The organism is Streptomyces sp. NBC_01210, assembly GCF_036010325.1.
In the GTDB taxonomy this organism is placed as follows: domain Bacteria; phylum Actinomycetota; class Actinomycetes; order Streptomycetales; family Streptomycetaceae; genus Streptomyces.
This window is the reverse complement of sequence record NZ_CP108549.1, coordinates 5,451,051-5,466,638: the sequence shown is the minus strand read 5'-3', so window position 1 is coordinate 5,466,638 and position 15,588 is coordinate 5,451,051. Positions and strand designations below refer to the sequence as shown.

General features: G+C 69.1%; 18 protein-coding genes. 6 read left to right on the top strand and 12 right to left on the bottom strand.

Going from position 1 to position 15,588, the window contains the following annotated elements; genetic code table 11:
• The first annotated feature begins 63 nt into the window (after window positions 1–63).
• Both OG735_RS24895 and OG735_RS24890 read left to right on the top strand, forming a co-directional pair.
• Window positions 64–471 carry a PLD nuclease N-terminal domain-containing protein gene (locus tag OG735_RS24895; RefSeq protein WP_327325381.1) on the top strand — a complete coding sequence of 136 codons (408 nt, stop codon included), beginning with the start codon at window positions 64–66 and terminating at the stop codon, window positions 469–471.
• A gap of 72 nt (window positions 472–543) precedes the next feature.
• A complete protein-coding gene (locus tag OG735_RS24890) occupies window positions 544–1,473 on the top strand; it encodes an isopenicillin N synthase family dioxygenase (RefSeq protein ID WP_327325380.1) in 930 nt (309 codons plus the stop codon).
• Here OG735_RS24890 and OG735_RS24885 read toward each other — a convergent pair.
• From OG735_RS24885 to hemL, 8 genes are all read right to left on the bottom strand, one after another.
• The gene (locus tag OG735_RS24885) at window positions 1,460–1,993 is read right to left on the bottom strand and encodes an SRPBCC domain-containing protein (RefSeq protein WP_327325379.1); all 534 of its coding nucleotides are present in this window, start codon (window positions 1,991–1,993) and stop codon (window positions 1,460–1,462) included. The two genes, OG735_RS24890 and OG735_RS24885, sit on opposite strands and share 14 nt — an antisense overlap.
• An 85-nt stretch (window positions 1,994–2,078) precedes the next feature.
• Complete coding sequence (ccsB, locus tag OG735_RS24880; protein WP_327325378.1) at window positions 2,079–3,170, bottom strand: c-type cytochrome biogenesis protein CcsB; 1,092 nt, start codon at window positions 3,168–3,170, stop codon at window positions 2,079–2,081.
• Window positions 3,167–4,861: a cytochrome c biogenesis protein ResB gene (gene resB / locus OG735_RS24875; RefSeq protein WP_327325377.1), complete on the bottom strand. Its 1,695-nt coding sequence runs from the start codon at window positions 4,859–4,861 to the stop codon at window positions 3,167–3,169. Before resB ends, ccsB begins: the two co-directional genes overlap by 4 nt.
• Window positions 4,862–4,866: 5 nt before the next feature.
• Window positions 4,867–5,604, bottom strand: a complete 738-nt coding sequence (locus OG735_RS24870) for a cytochrome c biogenesis CcdA family protein (RefSeq protein ID WP_327325376.1) — start codon at window positions 5,602–5,604, stop codon at window positions 4,867–4,869.
• A 42-nt stretch (window positions 5,605–5,646) separates the two neighbouring features.
• Complete coding sequence (locus OG735_RS24865) at window positions 5,647–6,252, bottom strand: TlpA family protein disulfide reductase (RefSeq protein ID WP_327325375.1); 606 nt, start codon at window positions 6,250–6,252, stop codon at window positions 5,647–5,649.
• A 68-nt stretch (window positions 6,253–6,320) separates the two neighbouring features.
• Window positions 6,321–7,556, bottom strand: a complete 1,236-nt coding sequence (locus OG735_RS24860; protein WP_327325374.1) for a hypothetical protein — start codon at window positions 7,554–7,556, stop codon at window positions 6,321–6,323.
• Between the two features lie 114 nt (window positions 7,557–7,670).
• A complete protein-coding gene (locus tag OG735_RS24855; RefSeq protein ID WP_327325373.1) occupies window positions 7,671–8,345 on the bottom strand; it encodes a histidine phosphatase family protein in 675 nt (224 codons plus the stop codon).
• Window positions 8,342–9,658 (bottom strand): glutamate-1-semialdehyde 2,1-aminomutase, encoded by a 1,317-nt coding sequence (gene hemL, locus OG735_RS24850; RefSeq protein ID WP_327325372.1) that lies wholly within the window; start codon window positions 9,656–9,658, stop codon window positions 8,342–8,344. Before hemL ends, OG735_RS24855 begins: the two co-directional genes overlap by 4 nt.
• 273 nt (window positions 9,659–9,931) lie before the next feature.
• Between hemL and OG735_RS24845 the strand changes: the two genes are divergently transcribed.
• Window positions 9,932–10,492, top strand: coding sequence for a hypothetical protein (locus tag OG735_RS24845; RefSeq protein WP_327328442.1), 561 nt, complete (start codon window positions 9,932–9,934; stop codon window positions 10,490–10,492).
• A gap of 93 nt (window positions 10,493–10,585) precedes the next feature.
• Here OG735_RS24845 and OG735_RS24840 read toward each other — a convergent pair whose 3' ends face one another.
• Window positions 10,586–11,470, bottom strand: a complete 885-nt coding sequence (locus tag OG735_RS24840) for a glycosyltransferase family 2 protein (protein ID WP_327325371.1) — start codon at window positions 11,468–11,470, stop codon at window positions 10,586–10,588.
• Window positions 11,471–11,515: 45 nt separating this feature from the next.
• Window positions 11,516–12,124 (bottom strand): SDR family oxidoreductase, encoded by a 609-nt coding sequence (locus OG735_RS24835; protein WP_327325370.1) that lies wholly within the window; start codon window positions 12,122–12,124, stop codon window positions 11,516–11,518.
• 278 nt (window positions 12,125–12,402) lie between these two features.
• Between OG735_RS24835 and OG735_RS24830 the strand changes: the two genes are divergently transcribed.
• Entirely contained in the window at window positions 12,403–12,699 is a 297-nt protein-coding gene (locus tag OG735_RS24830) for a hypothetical protein (RefSeq protein WP_327325369.1), read from the top strand.
• A 15-nt stretch (window positions 12,700–12,714) separates the two neighbouring features.
• Here the strand turns inward: OG735_RS24830 and OG735_RS24825 are convergent, their stop codons facing one another.
• On the bottom strand, window positions 12,715–13,287 hold the full coding sequence (locus tag OG735_RS24825) for a TIGR03086 family metal-binding protein (protein WP_327325368.1): 573 nt from the start codon (window positions 13,285–13,287) through the stop codon (window positions 12,715–12,717).
• Window positions 13,288–13,349: 62 nt separating this feature from the next.
• On the opposite strand from OG735_RS24825, the gene OG735_RS24820 reads away from it, so the two are divergent.
• The gene (locus OG735_RS24820; protein WP_327325367.1) at window positions 13,350–14,330 is read left to right on the top strand and encodes a helix-turn-helix domain-containing protein; all 981 of its coding nucleotides are present in this window, start codon (window positions 13,350–13,352) and stop codon (window positions 14,328–14,330) included.
• Here the strand turns inward: OG735_RS24820 and OG735_RS24815 are convergent.
• Window positions 14,324–14,938 carry a hypothetical protein gene (locus OG735_RS24815; protein WP_327325366.1) on the bottom strand — a complete coding sequence of 205 codons (615 nt, stop codon included), beginning with the start codon at window positions 14,936–14,938 and terminating at the stop codon, window positions 14,324–14,326. The two genes, OG735_RS24820 and OG735_RS24815, sit on opposite strands and share 7 nt — an antisense overlap.
• A 61-nt stretch (window positions 14,939–14,999) precedes the next feature.
• On the opposite strand from OG735_RS24815, the gene OG735_RS24810 reads away from it, so the two are divergent.
• Complete coding sequence (locus OG735_RS24810) at window positions 15,000–15,521, top strand: GNAT family N-acetyltransferase (RefSeq protein ID WP_327325365.1); 522 nt, start codon at window positions 15,000–15,002, stop codon at window positions 15,519–15,521.
• Window positions 15,522–15,588 lie beyond the last annotated feature (67 nt).

Sequence of the window (15,588 nt, the reverse complement as noted above, 5' to 3'; positions counted from 1 at the left end):
CCTGTATCCGTCACCGGGGCCCACGGCGCCCCGCCACCGCTCCCCCGGGGGGATCGCACCACCATGCTCCGGTATCTGCCCTTCCTGCTGGTCCTGGCGCTGTGGATCTACGCCTTCATCGACTGCCTCAACACCCCTGAGCAGGAGGTCAAACACCTCCCCAAGGTGGTGTGGATCATCATCGTGCTGCTCTTCGGCGAGGTGCTGATCGGCCCGGTCGCCTGGCTCGTCGCCGGTCGGGCGCGCAAGGTCTCCGCCGACGGCAGCACATCCTCCGAGCGGCACCGCAACCGCACGGAGTGGGTCGCGCCCGACGACAACCCCGACTTCCTCAAGTCCCTCAAGGACGAGGCCGCACCTTCCAAAGAGGTAAAGGACGAGGCACTCCTCAAGGACTGGGAGGCGGATCTGCGCCGCCGCGAGGAGGAGCTCAAGCGCCGCGAGAACGGCGACGACCCCAAGCAGTCCTGAACGGCGCCGAGTGCGGGAGCCTGATGTGTGACGTCATCAAGGCCGACACCGAACTGTGGAACGAGGACATCGGTGACTGATTCCAGGATTCCCAGCATCGACCTGCGCCCCTGGCTCACCGGGGATGCGGCCGTACGCGCGGAGATCGCGGCGACCGTCGACCAGGCCCTGCGGACCGCCGGATTCCTCCTGGTCACAGGACACGGAATCGACCCAGGGCTGCGTGCCGAGATCCGGGAGGTGGCAAGGGAGTTCTTCCGGCTGCCGTCCGGCGTCAAGGAGCCCTACGCCGTCAAGGTCGGCGGACGCGGCTGGCTGGGACCCGGCGCCGAGGCGAACGGGTACGCCGAGGGTACCGAGACTCCACCGGATCTGAAGGAGTCGCTGTCCTTCGCGGCCGAGGACCCCACCGGCGCCCCGGCGGTCGACGCCGAGTGGTTCCTGCCCAACACCTGGCCGGCCGAGGTGCCGGGACTGAAGGAGCGGGTGGAGACGTATCTCGGGCAACTGCGGGCGCTCTCCGATCTGCTGCTGGAGCTTCTCGCGGTCGCGCTGGGCGAGGCCGAGGACTTCTTCACCCGGCACACCGGACATCCCACCTGGGGCTTCAACATCAACTGGTACCCGGGGACGGACACCGTCGGCGAGCCGCAGCCCGGCCAGTTCCGCATCGGCCCGCACACCGACTTCGGCACGGTCACGGTCCTGGACCGGCAGGCGGGCAAGGGCGGCCTGCAGGTGTTCACCGACGAGGGCGGCTGGCAGGACGCGCCGTACGACCCCGAGGCGTTCACCATCAACATCGGGGACCTGATGGCCCGCTGGACGGGTGACCGCTGGCGCTCGGGCCGCCACCGGGTGCTGCCGCCGCCGGCGGACGTACCGGCCGAGGAGCTGATCTCGCTCGTCTACTTCTACGAGTGCGATCCGGGCACCGAGGTCCGGGGCATCGATTCGCACACCTATCTGCGGGCCCAGCTCGACGCGATCACGGCCGGCTGACGTCGCGCTCCCTGGCCACGTACGCCTCGCGCAGCTCCTCGCGGCGCTCCGGAGTCCAGCCGGACCAGTCCTTCGGCCGCCCGTCCAGTGCGTCGACGAGGTACTCGAAGTGGTTGTGCCAGCCCGCCAGGGAGACCGGACGCAGCTCGTCGTCGCCGTTGAACTCGTTGGTGAAGCGGACCGTCGTTCCGGTGCTGCCGGCCGGCTCCAGATGGAAGCGCATCCGGCCGGGGAGGGTGTCCACGGTGTACTCGGCGACGCGCTCGACGTCCCAGGCGGTGATGCGGCCCTCGACGACCGGGTGCCGTCCCTCGGCATCCGTGTCCAGCCGGCGCAGCGTGACCGCGCCGCCGAGCCGGGGTTCGAGCACATCGGCGGCCGCGAGCCAGCCCCGCAGGCCCCCGGGTGTGGCCACGGCCGCCCAGACCCGGTCCACAGGGTGGGGGAGGCGGAGCTCGAAGTGAAGGGTGTGGGTGTCTCCCTCGCTCCGGCTGGTGCCCTGGTCGATGGTTGCGGTCATGGCACCAGCCTCGCGCGCACTCAGCCGTTCCGCACGCCCCAGGCGCCTCGGCGGCGTGGGCGACGGTCGGACGCGTGCGTCACGGTCAGACGCCGGCGTAGGAGTGCTTGCCGGTGACGAAGATGTTCACGCCGTAGTAGTTGAAGAGCCAGCAGCCGAAGGCGATGAGCGCCAGCGTTGCCGCCTTCCGGCCCTTCCAGCCTGCGGTGGCGCGGGCGTGCAGATAGCAGGCGTACGCGACCCAGGTGATGAAGGACCAGACCTCCTTGGGGTCCCAGCCCCAGTAGCGGCCCCAGGCGTCGCCGGCCCAGATCGCGCCCGCGATGATCGTGAAGGTCCAGAGCGGGAAGACCGCGGCGTTGATGCGGTACGCGAACTTGTCGAGCGATGCGGCCGCGGGCAGCCGCTCCAGGACCGAGGTCGCGAAGGCGCCGGGCTGCTGGCCGCGGGCGAGCTTGTTCTCGTAGCTGTCACGGAACAGATAGAGCAGCGTGCCGACCGCGCCGAGGTAGAAGACCGCACCGCAGAAGATCGCGGTGGAGACGTGGATCCACAGCCAGTACGAGTGCAGGGCCGGGACCAGCTGATCGCTGTCGGTGTACAGCCAGGTGGTGGCGATACCCAGGTCTGCGAGGACGGTCGCGACCAGCAGCAGGCCCATCCAGCGGACGTTCTTCCCGGCGAGCAGGAAGCCGAGGTACGCGCCGACCGCCACCGTGGAGAAGGTGATGGAGAACTCGTACATGTTGCCCCAGGGGGCCCGCTGCACCGAGAGTGCGCGGGTGACGACGCCGCCCGCCGCGATGAAGAAGCCGAGGACGGTCAGCGAGACGGCGATCCGGCCGTACAGATCGCCCTTCTCGGTGCCGCCCGCGGCGCCGGGCCCGTCCGGGACGTCACGCGTGCCGGCCGCCGAGCGGGTGATGACCTTGGGCTTGTCCAGTACGGCGGTGCCGCCGCCCTGCTGCTTCACCTGGACCTTCACCGAGCCGGCCGCCGCAGCGGTGCCGGTTCCGGTCAGCGCGGCGGCGGTACGGCCCACCTTGCTGCGGCTGCCGAAGACCCATTCGGAGATATGGGCGAGAAAGGCCAGCGTGTAGACGGCCATCGACGAATAGATCAGCACATTGCTGATGTGCGCCAGATTTTCGTTGGTGGTTGCGGCGGCGAGAGTCACTTCTCAGCCCCTTCGGCAGGTACATCTGCGGGATCGGGATCTGGCGCGGTCGGCGCCTCTGCATGGAGCGTGACCGCCAGGTCGGCCAGCTCCTCGGGAAGCTTCGGGGACTCGCTGCGGCCGAGCCCCGCCATTTCGACGACGGTCACGCCGTCCTCCCCCGCCACGGCCCGGACCCAGACCCGGCGGCGCTGGATGAACAGCGAGCCGACGAGGCCCCCGATGGCGGCGATCGCGCCGGTCAGCGCCCAGCCGCTGGCGGGCTGCTGCGAAATCTGGAAGCTGGCCCACTCCTTCACTTCCTTCTCGAAGGTGATGGAGCCCGCGCCGTCCGGCAGCGTCATCTTCTCGCCGGGCAGCAGCCGTGCCTTGAGGATCTGGCCCTTGGCGTCCTTGAACTGCGTCAGCTTGCGGGTGTCGAGCTGGTACACGTTCTGCGGCAGACCTGCGTTGACGCCGAGGCTGCCGTGGTAGCCGGTGAGAGCGAGCACCGGGAACTCGAGACCCGGGAACTGCGAGAACATCGTGCCCTTGCCCGCGCCCCCGAACGTCGGCACGAAGAACGCCTGGAAGCCCAGCTGGTCCTTCTTGCCGTTCTTGTCGCGATAGCCGTCCATCACCTTGATCGCGCCGGTCGATGTGATGTTGTTGTCGATCGGCAGCAGCGGCACCGCGCCGTTGAAGACAACATTGCCCCTGCCGTCCCGGACGGTGACGACGGGCGCGTATCCGTGCGACAGCAGATAGACCTTGGTGCCGTCGACGACCAGGGGCTTGTTGACCTGGATGACGGACTTCTTGTCGGGGCCGTCGCCCTGGGAGTAGCTGACGTCGGCCTCGAAGGTGCGCGGCGTGCCGCGCTGCGGCCCGCTCTTCTCGTACGTGCCCGTGAACTTGTCCAGCGTGAAGCTGAACGGTGCGAGCTCGTCCGTACTGAACATCGAGCCGGACTTGAAGTCGTCGTACTGGGTGAGGCTGTTGGAGAAGCCGTCGCCCTCGACGATCAGCTTGCCGCCCTCCGACTTGAAGAGCTGGCCGACGGCGAAGGCGACCAGCATCACGATCAGGGCGATGTGGAAGAGGAGATTGCCTGCCTCGCGCAGATAGCCCTTCTCCGCGGCGACCGCGTCGCCGACGGTGTGGGCGCGGAAGCGGCGCTGCTTCAGTATCGCGAGCGCGGCGGCGCGCACCTGCTCGGGCTCCGCCTCACTGCGCCACGTGGTGTACGCGGGCAGCCGGGTCAGCCGGCCGGGGGCGCCCGGCGGCCGGCCGCGGAGCTGGCCGACGAACTGCCAGGTGCGCGGCACGATGCAGCCGATGAGGGAGACGAACAGCAGGATGTAGATCGCCGAGAACCACACCGAGCTGTAGACGTCGAAGAACTGCAGCTTCTCGTAGAGCGGCGAGACCGTCCTGTGCGCCTCCTTGAAGGTCTGCACCTTCAGCTCGTCCACGCTGTTCTGCGGGATGAGGGAGCCGGGGATCGCGCCGAGGGAGAGCAGGAACAGCAGGATCAGCGCGACCCGCATGGAGGTCAGCTGCCGCCAGAACCAGCGGACCCAGCCGAGGACGGAGAGGGAGGGACCGGCGATGAGCTCTTCCCTGGGAGCGGTGGAGAGCTGGGCTCCGGCCGCTCCGAGGTCCCTGCCGTCCTGGCTGTCCCTCTGCTCGTCGGACGCTGTCTTGCTCATGGAACTCAGATCCCCACCGTGAAGCCGTTGGTCCAGCCCTGCATGCCCTGCACCAGGCTGTCCCAGACACCGGTCAGCAGCAGCAGACCGGTCGCGATCATCATGATGCCGCCGATCCGCATCACCCAGGCGTAGTGGCGCTTCACCCAGCCGAACGCGCCGAGCGCCTTACGGAAGGCCACCGCGGCAAGGACGAACGGCAGGCCGAGGCCGATGCAGTACGCGACCGTCAGTATGGCCCCACGGCCCGCGCTCGCCTGCTCGGCGGCGAGAGCGTTCACGGACGCGAGCGTCGGGCCGATGCAGGGCGTCCAGCCGACGCCGAACAGCGCGCCCAGCAGCGGTGCGCCGACCAGACCGGTCACCGGCCGCTTGTGGAGCCGGAATTCGCGCTGGGTGAGCCAGGGCATCAGCCCCATGAAGAAGACGCCCAGCAGGATCATCAGCACGCCGAGAACCTTGGAGAGGGTCTCCTTCTCGCCCTGGAGGGTCGCGCCAAAGTAGCCGAAGAGCGCGCCGCCGGAGACGAAGACGGCGGTGAAGCCGAGGACGAAGAGGGACGCTCCCGCGACCATCCGGCCGCGCTTGGCCTCGGCCAGGTCGCTGCCACTGACCCCGGTGACGTACGAGAGATAGCCGGGCACGAGTGGCAGTACGCAGGGCGAGAAGAAGGAGACGAGCCCGCCGAGTACGGCGATGGGCAACGCGACCAGCAGCGCCCCGCTGAAGACCGTCTCGTTCACTGGGGCTCACCCCAGGAGCACGGCGTCAGAGCTTCCACAGGATCACTTCTCCGCGATCAACGGGTCGATGATCTTGTGGAGTGCCGCGGCGTCGAGCGCCTTGAGGGAGCGGGCGGCGATCTTTCCCTCGCGATCGAGCACGATCGTGGAGGGAATGGCCTGCGGATTGAGGCTGCCCTTGGGGAAGCCATTGACGATCAACTTGCTCACCGGGTCGTACAGACTGGGGTACCCGATCTCGAAATCCTTCTCGAAGGCGAGCGCCGGGCCCTTGTTGGCGTCTCGGGTATTGATCCCGACGAACTCCACACCCTTCGCCTTCGTCTCCTTGGAGACCTTCGCGAAATGCGGGGCCTCGGCGCGGCAGGGCGGGCACCACGAGCCCCAGGCGTTCATCACGACGACCTTGCCCTTGAAGTCGGCGATGTCGAGCGGCTTGCCCTCGAGGGTCTCGCCGGACAGCTTGTTGGGGGCAGTGCGCTTCCCCTTCGCGACGATGGAGATACCGCCGGAGTCGGTGACGAAGTTGGTGTTGCCGCCACCGCCGGACTTGCCGTTGGAGTCACCGCTGCAGGCCGACAGACTGAGCGCGCCGACTGCGACCACGGCGGTCAGCAGGGCGGCGCGGGAGGCACGGCTAAGGCTCATGTGAAAAGTTTCGCATGGCCGTTCCGGGGATCTTTCCGCGCCCCCCGAGGTGCCCGGATAGCCCCTTGTCAGGCTGCCTTAAGGAATGTGTTCCAGCCGCCGGCCGGCGACTGACCGACCTCGAGCGTACGGAGCTTGGCGAGCACCTTCGGGTCCTGGACGTCGAGCCAGTCGCAGAACTGCCGGAAGGAGACCAGCCGTACGTCCTTCTTGCCGACCATGCCCTTGAGTGCTTCCTCGACGGCGTCCATGTAGATGCCGCCGTTCCACTGCTCGAAGTGGTTGCCTATGTAGAGCGGCGCGCGATTCGACTCGTAGGCGCGCTTGAATCCGGCGAGATAGGCCTCGGTGGCCTGCTTCTTCCAGCCGGGATAGCGCTCGGGCATGCCCTTGGTCGAATTCTGCGACTGATTGGCGAGGATGTTGTAGTCCATCGAGAGCACCTCGAAGGAGTGCCCGGGGAACGGCACCTGCTGCAGCGGCAGATCCCAGAGGCCCTGTCGCTTTTCGGGCCACATCTGGCGGCCGCCGGGTGAGCTCGCGTCGTAGCGCCAGCCGAGCTTCTTCGCGGTGGGCAGCAGCTTGTCCTGGCCGAGCAGACAGGGGGTGCGGGCGCCGACCAGTTCCTTGCGGTAGTCGAACGGCAGCGGGTCGATGTCGGTCCAGCCGGTGTTCGTACGCCACTCGGTGACGAACTTCACAGCCTGGTCGATCTCGTTCTGCCAGTCCGCGGGCGACCAGTTGCCGACCGTTCCGGAACCGGCGCAGAAGTGCCCGTTGAAGTGCGTGCCTATCTCATGGCCGTCGAGCCATGCCTGGCGTATGTACTTCAGCGTCGCCTTGATGTGGTCGTCGGTGAGATAGCCGATGTCGGACGCGCCGATGCCGTTGTTCGGAGGGCGGTAGAGCGTCTTCTTCGACTCGGGGAGCAGATAGATCCCGGAGAGGAAGAAGGTCATCGCCGCATCGTGATTCTTGGCGAGTTCGAGGAAGCGCGGGAAGAGGCCGTTGCCGACCTCGCCCGCCCCGTCCCAGGAAAAGATCACGAATTGCGGCGGCGTCTGGCCCGGTTCGAGAGGAACGGGCTTCGGCGGCTGATGCGGCTGCTTTCCGGTGTCGGACGTGGAACCGTCACCGATCGGCCGGCCTTCGATCTTGGAGGGTTTGCCGCCCTTGCCGCTGTCCTTGCCGGCCCCGGTCTGTCCCGCTCCGCCCTGGCCGGTGGAGCCGCAGCCCGCGATCCCGATCGCGGCCGCCGCCCCAAGTCCCGCCCCGAGCAAACCCCTTCGACTGACGTCGCGCATATCGTCCCCATCCGCGCTCTCTCTTGGTCCAGAGAGCCCATCCACACCGGCACCGATTTAGATGCCGGGTGGAAGGCGGAGGTTCCGAAGGGTGCCAACTATTTTCGTGAGCAACTACGCACCGAATGCTCTGGACTTGCCCTTCACGGGCTTCGCGCCCGCCAGTAGATGCGCCGGTACGAGATCGCGCGCCGGCTCGGTGTAGCCGACCGAGACAATCTTGTCGTCCTGATACGTGAAGGTGGTCAGGGACGCGAGAGTGCACTGCCGACGGCGCGGATCGTGCCAGAGCCGGCGCCGCTCGACAAAGCTCCGCACGATCCAGATCGGCAGCTGATGGCTGACGCAGACGGCCTCGTGCCCGCGGGCCGCGTCCCGCGCGCTGTTCAGCGCACCCATCATCCGTACGACCTGATCGACGTACGGCTCACCCCAGGACGGGCGGAACGGGTTGGTCAGATGCTTCCAGTTGGCCGGCTTGCGCAGCGCGCCGTCGCCCACTCCGAAGGTCTTGCCCTCGAAGACATTGCCTGCCTCGATCAGCCGCTCGTCGGTGTCGAGGGTGAGGCCGTGGCTCTTGGCGACGGGCCCGGCGGTCTCCTGCGCGCGCTCCAGCGGCGAGGACACCACATGGGTGATGTCGCGGCCCGCGAGATGCTCGGCGACCCGGTCGGCCATCTGCCGGCCGAGCTCGGAGAGGTGGTAGCCGGAACGGCGGCCGTACAACACCCCGTCGGGGTTGTGGACCTCGCCGTGCCGCACCAGATGGACGACGGTGATCTCGCTCATGCGGACACCTCCGTCGCCTCGGCGGCGGCGCGGGCGGCGGAGGGAAGTGCGGCGGCGATCCGCTCGATCGCCCGCTCGTCGTGGGCCGTGGAGACGAACCAGGACTCGAAGGCGGACGGCGGCAGATAGACGCCCTGGGAGAGCATCGCGTGGAAGAACGCGTTGAAGCGGAAGGACTCCTGCTTCTTCGCGTCCTCGTAGTTCCTGACGTCCCTGTCCGTGAAGAAGACGGAGAACATATTGCTCGCGGTCTGCAGCCGGTGGGCGACGCCCTCCTTGGCGAGCGCGTCCGTCAGCAGCGTCCGGATCGCGGCCGAGACGGCGTCGATCTTCTCGTACGCGGCGTCGTCGAGCAGCCGCAGCTGCGCGAGGCCGGCGGCGGTGGCGACGGGGTTACCGGAGAGGGTGCCCGCCTGGTAGACGGGGCCGGCCGGGGCGAGGTACTCCATGACGTCCTTGCGGCCGCCGAACGCGGCGGCCGGGAAGCCGCCGCCCATGACCTTGCCGAAGGTCATCAGGTCGGGCGCGACGCCGTCGACGCCGTACCAGCCGGCCTTCGACGTACGGAAGCCGGTCATGACCTCGTCGGAGATGTACAGCGCGCCGTTCTTGGCGCAGACCGCCTTGAGCCCCTCGTTGAAGCCCGGCCGCGGCGGCACGACGCCCATGTTGCCCGGCGAGGCCTCGGTGATCACGCACGCGATCTCGCCCGGGTGGTTGTGGAACGCCTCGTGCACCGCTTCGAGATCGTTGTACGGCAGCACGATGGTGTCGCCGGCCTGCGCGCCCGTGACCCCCGGGGTGTCCGGCAGCCCGAAGGTCGCCACCCCGGAGCCGGCCGCGGCGAGCAGCGCGTCCACATGTCCGTGGTAGCAGCCGGCGAACTTCACGACCTTGGCCCGGCCGGTGAAACCGCGGGCGAGGCGGATCGCGGACATCGTCGCTTCCGTACCGCTGGAAACAAGCCGTACCTGCTCCACCGGCTCGACGCGGGCCACGATCTCCTCGGCGAGGGCGACCTCGCCCTCACCCGGCGTACCGAAGGAGGTGCCGCGGGCGACCGCGGCCTGCACCGCCTCGATGACGGCCGGGTGGGAGTGCCCGAGGATCATCGGACCCCACGAGCAGACGAGGTCGACATACTCGCGCCCGTCCGCGTCAGTGAGGTACGGGCCGGTACCGGACACCATGAACCGGGGCGTACCGCCCACGGCGCGGAAGGCACGGACGGGAGAGTTCACGCCGCCGGGCGTCACGAGTGACGCGCGGTCGAAAAGCGCCTGCGAAACTGGGGCTTCGTATGAATACGACACTTTGGTCCTGATCTGCGATGCGGGCGGTCGAGGGGCCGGGACAGATGATCTCGGCCACCGGTGAGCGGATGGGGCGATCTCCTCGTATTACAAAAGGGCGTCATCCCTCTCGCGTCTGCGAAACTGGGGCGACATAGGGAAAGCTCACGGAATCCATGGTGTCAGAGGCCCCCAAGTTCTTGCGGACCGGTGTTTCACAGCACTTTCGTGGGGGAGGTCACTGTCACGATGATCGGGTTGCGCGGCGGGGGCTGCGAGTGGTCGGGTGGAGATATGCATCGCGGTGGCGGACTGGGCGAGGGGACCGACGACCTGGGTCCTGAGCCTGCCCGGCGGGGAAAGCACCGGCGAGGCAATGCCGGCGCGGATGAACCCATGGGAAGCAGGAGCGGCCGAGTGGGGGTGACCTACAAGTACTTCGGCGCACCTGACGGGGCCACTGCCGCCCGGGTGCCGATTTCGATGCGCCCTGAGGAGCTGGGCGGCGACGAGCTCGGCATGGGCGGAATGTTCGCCAAGATCAAGCCGGAGACCATAGCCGCCATGGTGCTCACGGGTATCCAGGGCATGCCGCTGAACAAGGTGCCGCCGCTGGAGCTGGTGGTCCTCCACCCCGACTATGCGGTGGTCAAGCTTCCGATGACGGTGGTCGACCCGCTGCGCGGCATCGGCGAGGAGTCGGTGGGCGCGGCAGCCTTCATCTGGTCGACGGTCCCGGACCGGGGCGGTCCGCGCGACGCTTTCAATGTCTACCAACTGCTGCACGAGTGGCAGGATTTCTCGGTGCGGCTCCACGAGGCGGGGCACCAGCCGTACTGCCTGGTGTGGCCCTGAGCCGTCAGGAGCTTTCGGCTGCGGCCGTCTCTGCGGCTTCGCCGTGACTACTGCGGCGGCGGCTGCGGCTGCGGCTGCGGCTGCGGCTGCGGGCTAGATGACCGGCGGGCGTCCCAGGCGGGCCATCCGCCACACAGTGCTCCAGCGCATCGGCCGCCGCTTCCCGCACGGCGTACGGACTCCCTCCGCGAAACCGCCGAACCAGGCGCGCAGGCCGGGCGCCGACCGCGTACGGAGCAGCGTGAGCGCGGTCCAGGTTCCCAGGTAGACCGGCGCGAGCGGGGCCGGAAGATGGCGTTTCGCGAGCCAGACCCGGTTGCGGGCGGTCATGCGGTAGTACTCCGCGTGCCGGGCCGGAGAGGTACGCGGATGCTGCAGCACCAGCTCCGGCGCGTAAACGATCTTCCAGCCGCAGTCCAGAGCACGCCAGGCCAGGTCGGTCTCCTCGTGCGTGAGGAAGAAGTCGTCCGGCCAGCCGCCGATCTGGTCGAGCATCGCCATCGACAGGGCGTGGCCGCCGCCGAGGAACGTGGTTACCGGGCCGCCGCGCATCGGATCGCCGGAGCGCAGCCGGGGCACGTGCCGCCGTTGGGTGAAGCCGGTCTCGTCGGCGATACGGAAACTGACGATGCCCAACTCCGGATCGGCGGCGTACAGATCGCCGATCCGGCGGAAGACGTCCGCCGCGATCAGCAGCCCGTCGTCGTCGAGGTCGACCAGGACGTCCACGTCACCGAACTCCCGCAGTCGGGCCATGGCGGCATTGCGGCCGCCGGACACGCCGAGGTTCTCCGGCAGTTCGACGGCGGTCGCGCGGTCCGGGAGCTCGGGCAGTTCGGAGACCGGCGAGCCGTTGCAGACGACCACCACCCGTGTCGCGGGGCAGTCCTGCCGGGCCACCGAGTCGAGCAGGGCTCGCAGTTCGTCGGGCCGCGTACCCCTCGTCAGTACGGCCACACCCACACGCGGTCGAGACACATCCGGCACGTCCACAGGCTCACCTCGGGATGGTGGGCGGCGAGTCTAGCCGTCGTCCGAGTCCCGTACGGCGGTGAGCTTGTCTGGATTGCGTACGATATCGACCGCGGTGATCCGGTCGGTGTCGACGGTGAACGCGACCACCGACAGCAGTCCGTCCGCGTCATGCACGACAAGGCCCGGCGCGCCGTTGACCTGGGCCAGGTGCAGCTCGCGCGCGCCCGCCGTGAACGCCATGTCCATCAGTTCATGGAACTGCGTGGCGCGTACAACGGTCCACGGCACCGGCCCGTGCTCCACGACTGCCTCCTGGTCGGCCTTGACCTTGAAGTAGCCCATCGGCAGCTGGTCGCAGCCGACGATCGACACGCAGACATGGTGGCCCACGCCCGCGGCCTCTTCCGCGGCCAACAGCCGTCGCGAGCCCTCGACGAGCGTCCGCGCCGCCTGCTTCGCCGACGACTGGCTGTTGCTCGCGTCGACCACGGCATCGCAGCCCGCAAGCGCCTCGGCCAGCCCCTCCCCGGTCGTCAGGTCGACGCGGTACTCCGGGGAGCTCCGGCTGAGCACCCGTACGTCGTGGCCTCGCGAACGCAGCTCAGCGGCCACGCGTCGGCCCAGCGTTCCCGTTCCTCCAGCAATTGCGATCCTCATACCTCCATGACGACACAGCCGCTCGCGATGTGACACCGGGAGCGCCTGCCGTACGCCGACGCCGTCCGCCCTGCCGGACAGCCACACGATTCCCGGCGACACACAGCGTCCCGCGCCTGACCTCGCCGCTGTTTCTGCTGCTCACGCTCGTCCAGCGAGTGCCTGCCGGAATGCTCGTCGGGTGTCTTCTCCGGGCGCGCGGGCAGGGCTAGGTTGGACAGCGCGGCCGCCCGATACCCCGGCAGCGTGAACTTCCTGTCCACGCGCGGAGGTCCACCGTGAACCCTGTACTGGTGCTCGTCGTCGTGGCCCTGATCGGCTTCGGGTTCATGGAGCCCGTCCTGTGGGTGGCCGCGGCTGTGCTGGTCTTCGGCCATGTCCGTTACGGTCGCGGCGGCAGCCGTTCCGGAGGCCGGCGCGACATGGAGTACCGGGAGTACCGCGACCGCCGCGACCACCAGGCCCGCCTTGAGCGGCGCTACCAGCGGGAGAACCGGGGCCGCCTGACCCGCCAGGCCCGTCGCCAGGGCAAGCAGCCGGGCGGCCGGGACGCGAGTCCGCCGACGCGGCGGTAGCACCGGTTCCCGCTGTTACGGCTGCCAGTGCGGATCCCGGCCGGTCAGGGCCAGCACCCGGTCGAACTCCGATGCCCGCTCCCCCTCCGCCAACGGGAACGGCTCGCCGAACACGCCTCCCTTACGCGCCATCGGCGCCATCTCCGCGAGTGAGGGCCCGAGTTCACCGACCACAACCGGGTCCGGCGTGAACTCCTGCCCGGTGGCGCGGGCCAGGTCCCAGGCGTGCACGGTCAGATCGCCCAGCACCATCTGCCCCACGGTCCTGGCCGGCAGGCCCATGGTCCCCGTCGTGCCCTCCTCGGCGCCGGGAACCGCCCACGCCGCGACGAGCGCGGCGGCCTCGTCGGCGAACCGGCCTCGCCAGTCACCGTGGGTGTAGTGCCGCACGGAGGCGAAGTCGGCATCCTTCCGCGCCGCCAGGGCCTGGAAGTTGATCACCACCTGGAGGAGGTGATCGATCAGGTCGCGTACGTCGTACTCGGTGCAGGGGGTCGGGTCGGCCAGCCGGTCGTCGGCGATGCCGCGTACCACCGGTACAGCACGTTCCACGGCCGATTCGAGGAGGTCACTGATGCTGTTCGTCATGGTTCGACGGTAGGCGCGGCCGACGCCCTGCGTATTGAACAAAGGCGACATAGGATCCCGGCATGGCAGGTCCGCGACGCGACACCCGGGGCATCGTCGAAGCCCAAGAGCTCTTCGCGCGCGTACGTTTCCGCCGCCGCGAGCCCGTCCCGGCACTGCGTCCGTATCTCGAGCACTACTGGCTCATCGACTGGGACTTGACGGAGCCGTACGCCTCCCATGTGGTGCCCCATCCATCTGTGAACGTCGTCTTCCAGCGGTACGGCGACGAGGCAGGCTGGGGCGAGGTCGCGGGCATCGGCCTGCGGCTCTTCACACAGAAACTGGAGGGGCGGGGTCGGGTGTGCGGGGTGCAGTTCCGCCCCGGCGGCTTCCGGCCGTTCGCGCCGGACCGGCCGGTGTCCGACTGGACGGGACAGCGGCTGCCGATCGCGGACGTTCTGCCGGGCGCGGACCAGGCAACCGTCCTCGGGATCCTCGGACCGGAGGCGGCGGAGCACGGGCGGCCGGGGGCACAGGGCCAGGCGGGGGCGGGGGCGGGGGCTCAGGCTGAGGCTCAGACACAGGCGGAGGATCGGGCCCAGGCCGAGGACGCGCGGGTCGCCGCGCTGGACGCCTTCCTGCTGGGGCTCGAGCCGGACGCCGACCCGCAGGCGCTGCGCGCGATGGCGCTCGTCGACCTGGTGCGTACGGACCGCTCGATCCGGCGGGTCGCCGAGCTGGCGGCCGCGGAAGGAGTGTCGGCGCGCTCGCTGCAGCGGCTGTTCGCCGCGTACGTCGGGGTCGGTCCCAAGTGGGTCATCCTGCGTTATCGCATCCACGAGGCGCTGGAGCGCGCCGAGTCGGGCGAGGGCCCGGCGGGTGAAGGCCCGATGGGTGAGGGCCCGGGCGACGGCGAACGTTCGGGAGGCGGTCTTGACTGGGCAGCGCTGGCCGCTGAGCTCGGGTACAGCGATCAGGCGCATCTCGTACGGGACTTCACGGCGACGGTGGGCGTCCCGCCGACCGCGTACGCGCGCCCACCCCTTGGCGACTCTCAGTAGCTCTCGGTGACGCCGACCGCGCCCGAGCCGCTGGCCGCCGCGTACCGCAGCACCCGCAACGGCCCGTCCAGCAGCGTGCGCGCGTCGAATTCCCGGGCGTCACTCATGGCCGACATCCAGGCGTCGATGCGAGCGAGGACCTCGGTGCGGCGGGGCCCGGTGACGGCGAGTGCGGACTCGGCGTGCGGGAGGACGGCGCGTACCTCGGCGGCGGTCAGCAGAAAGTCGCCGAACCAGCCCGGCAGTCGGGCCGTGGCCTCGGCCCCGAGCCCGTAGCAGAGGGCACCGGCCGGGTCGCCCTTGCGCGCCGAGGCAACAAACGCGGCGCTCCCTTCCGTATCGCGCAGCAGGTCCATGCCGGCCTCTTTCATGGCGGCGACAGCCGGGGAGCTCGGGCCGCCGCTGCGTGCGAAGGCGGCGAAGCGGAGGGCGGCGGGGGTGGGTTCGGGCGTGAAGTAGGGCTCGCGGTCACCGCCGTCGAGCCACCAGGTCAGATCCTCGGCGTAGCCGGGAGGTGTGGTCCACTCCCCCGCGAGGTCTCCCGTCAGATGGACGAACCGTCCGGCAGGGCGGCGACTTCGGCGTCGGGAACGGCGCCGACCGCCCATACACCGGTGAAGCTCATCTTCCGACCCCCGCTTGTCCGACCCTCGTCCTACAGTGCGTGGCATGGAGATCAAAGCATCGACGGTACGGATCGAGCCATGGTCCGAGGATGACTTCGACCTGCTCCGCGCTGCGAACGCACCGGAGCTGATGGATCACCTGGGGGGCCCGGAGACGGAAGAACAGCTGATCAAGCGGCACCAGCGGTATGTGGATCTGAGCGCGGACCGGACGGGCAAGGGCCGGATGTTCCGCATTGTGCTGGAGGGGAGCGAGGAGGTCGTCGGCACCGTCGGCTTCTGGGAGCAGACGTGGGACGGGGGGCAGGTGTACGAGACGGGGTGGAGTGTCCTGCCCGGGTTCCAGGGGCGGGGCATCGCGACGGCAGGCACGCTGGCGGTCGTCGCCATGGCGCGGGCGGAGCAGAAGCACCGCCATCTGCATGCCTTCCCGTCCGTGGCCAACGGCCCCTCCAACGCGGTGTGCAGGAAGGCAGGCTTCGAACTGGTGGGCGAGTGCGACTTCGAGTACCCGCCCGGCCAGATCCTGCGGTCCAACGACTGGCGCATCAGCCTGATGGATTAGGAGGCGGGGCTCGCTTGACGAGCGGGCCCTCTTCGCGGATATTTATCTGCGTCACGCAGCTTCTGTG

What these genes read in the sequence shown, in the direction of transcription:
- OG735_RS24895 (WP_327325381.1), top strand. Translation starts at nt 64, where the DNA reads ATGCTCCGGTATCTGCCCTTCCTGCTGGTCCTGGCGCTGTGGATCTAC.
- OG735_RS24885 (WP_327325379.1), bottom strand. Translation starts at nt 1,993, where the DNA reads ATGACCGCAACCATCGACCAGGGCACCAGCCGGAGCGAGGGAGACACC.
- resB (WP_327325377.1), bottom strand. Translation starts at nt 4,861, where the DNA reads ATGAGCAAGACAGCGTCCGACGAGCAGAGGGACAGCCAGGACGGCAGG.
- OG735_RS24865 (WP_327325375.1), bottom strand. Translation starts at nt 6,252, where the DNA reads ATGAGCCTTAGCCGTGCCTCCCGCGCCGCCCTGCTGACCGCCGTGGTC.
- OG735_RS24860 (WP_327325374.1), bottom strand. Translation starts at nt 7,556, where the DNA reads ATGCGCGACGTCAGTCGAAGGGGTTTGCTCGGGGCGGGACTTGGGGCG.
- OG735_RS24855 (WP_327325373.1), bottom strand. Translation starts at nt 8,345, where the DNA reads ATGAGCGAGATCACCGTCGTCCATCTGGTGCGGCACGGCGAGGTCCAC.
- OG735_RS24845 (WP_327328442.1), top strand. Translation starts at nt 9,932, where the DNA reads ATGCATCGCGGTGGCGGACTGGGCGAGGGGACCGACGACCTGGGTCCT.
- OG735_RS24835 (WP_327325370.1), bottom strand. Translation starts at nt 12,124, where the DNA reads ATGAGGATCGCAATTGCTGGAGGAACGGGAACGCTGGGCCGACGCGTG.
- OG735_RS24825 (WP_327325368.1), bottom strand. Translation starts at nt 13,287, where the DNA reads ATGACGAACAGCATCAGTGACCTCCTCGAATCGGCCGTGGAACGTGCT.
- OG735_RS24820 (WP_327325367.1), top strand. Translation starts at nt 13,350, where the DNA reads ATGGCAGGTCCGCGACGCGACACCCGGGGCATCGTCGAAGCCCAAGAG.
- OG735_RS24815 (WP_327325366.1), bottom strand. Translation starts at nt 14,938, where the DNA reads ATGGGCGGTCGGCGCCGTTCCCGACGCCGAAGTCGCCGCCCTGCCGGA.
- OG735_RS24810 (WP_327325365.1), top strand. Translation starts at nt 15,000, where the DNA reads ATGGAGATCAAAGCATCGACGGTACGGATCGAGCCATGGTCCGAGGAT.